Here is a 1,713-nt window from a genome sequence, read left to right on the forward strand (position 1 = left end):
GAGCGTGGGTTGGTGTTGGGGGGTGTGAATGAGACGGATCGTTGTGTTGACGGTGTGACGTTGGCGGATTTGGTGGCGGCTTCGGTTGAGGTGTCGTCGGGTCGTGTGGCTGTGGTGTTCGGTGATGTGGTGTTGTCGTATGCCGAGTTCGGTGTGCGGGTGAATCGGTTGGCGCGGTGGTTGATCGGGCGTGGTGTGGGGCCGGATGTTTTGGTGGGTCTTGCGGTGGAGCGTTCGGTGGAGATGATCGTGGCGATGCATGCGGTTGTTGCTGCGGGTGGTGCGTATGTGCCGATTGATCCGGAGTTGCCGGTGGAGCGGATCGGGTTTGTGGTTGATTCGGCTGCGCCGCAGCTTGTGTTGACTGTTTCTGCGTTTGTGGGTGTGTTGCCTGTGGGTGTGGATGTTGTTGTTCTCGATGGTCTTGATGTGGGTGGGTTTTCGGGTGGTCGGGTTTCTGATGGTGATCGGGTTGCGCCGTTGCGGTTGGGTAATGCGGCGTATGTGATGTTCACGTCGGGTTCGACGGGTCGGCCGAAGGGGGTGTCGGTCAGTCATGGGGCGATTGTCAATCAGTTGGCGTGGTTGGCTGGGGAGTACGGGGTGGGTGCTGATGATCGGGTGATGGCGCGTGCGCCGTTCACGTTCGATGTGTCGGTGTGGGAGTCGTTTTTGCCGTTGACGGTGGGTGCGCGGTTGGTGGTGACGCGGCCGGGTGGGCATCGTGAGTTGGATTATCTTGCGGGTGTGATGGTCGAGCATGCGATTTCGGTGGCGGAGTTCGTTCCGTCGGTGCTTGCGGCGTTGGTGGCTGATGGTTTTGGTGGTGCGTTGGGTTCGTTGCGGCATTTGTTTGCCGGTGGTGAGGAGTTGTCGCCGGAGCTTGCGGTGGCGTTGGGTTCGTTGACGTCGGCTGCGGTGCATAACACGTATGGTCCGACGGAGGCGGCGATTACGACGACGGCGCATCGGATTGTGGGTTCGGTGTCGGGGGTGGTGCCGATCGGGACGCCGGTGTGGAATACGCGTGGGTATGTGTTGGATTCGCGGTTGCGTCCGGTGCCGGTGGGTGTTGCGGGTGAGTTGTATCTCGATGGTGCGCAGTTGGCTCGTGGTTATCATCGGCGTCCGGATTTGACGTCGGATCGGTTTGTGGCGAATCCGTTTGTGGTGGGTGCTCGGATGTATCGCACTGGTGATCGTGTGTTGTGGAGTGCTGCTGGGTCTTTGGTGTATTTGGGTCGGTCGGATTTTCAGGTGAAGATTCGTGGGGTGCGGATCGAGCTCGGTGAGATCGAGTCGGCGTTGGGTGCGTTGCCGGGTGTTTCGGGTGCTGTGGTGGTGGTGCATGGGGGGAGTCGTCTGGTCGGGTATGTGACGGCTGGGTCCTCGGTCGATGCGGAAGTTTCGGTGGATTCGGTGGGGGCGCGGGCTGCGGTGGGGTTGGTGCTTCCGTCGTACATGGTTCCGGATGTGGTGGTTGTTGTTGACGAGTTCCCGTTGTCGAGTGCGGGGAAGTTGGATCGGAAGGCGTTGCCGGAGCCTGTTTTCGGTGTGCGGGTGTTTCGGGCGCCTGGTTCTGCTTCGGAGTTGGTGGTGGCTGCTGCTTTTGCGGTGGTTTTGGGGTGTGAGTCGCGGGTTGGTGTGGATGATGATTTCTTCGGGTTGGGTGGTAATTCGCTCAATGCGACCAGACTTGTCAGCCGCATCAAC

At 60.2% G+C, this 1,713-nt stretch carries 1 protein-coding gene; it reads left to right on the forward strand.

Features of this window, described 5'->3' with window-relative positions; genetic code table 11:
- Positions 1-54 precede the first annotated feature (54 nt).
- Positions 55-1,713, forward strand: a 1,659-nt coding sequence (locus tag AC2ETI_RS32480) for a non-ribosomal peptide synthetase (protein WP_355335827.1), incomplete at its 3' end; no start/stop codon positions are given.

Source organism: Rhodococcus sp. MurmanLake-1 (genome assembly GCF_056945715.1).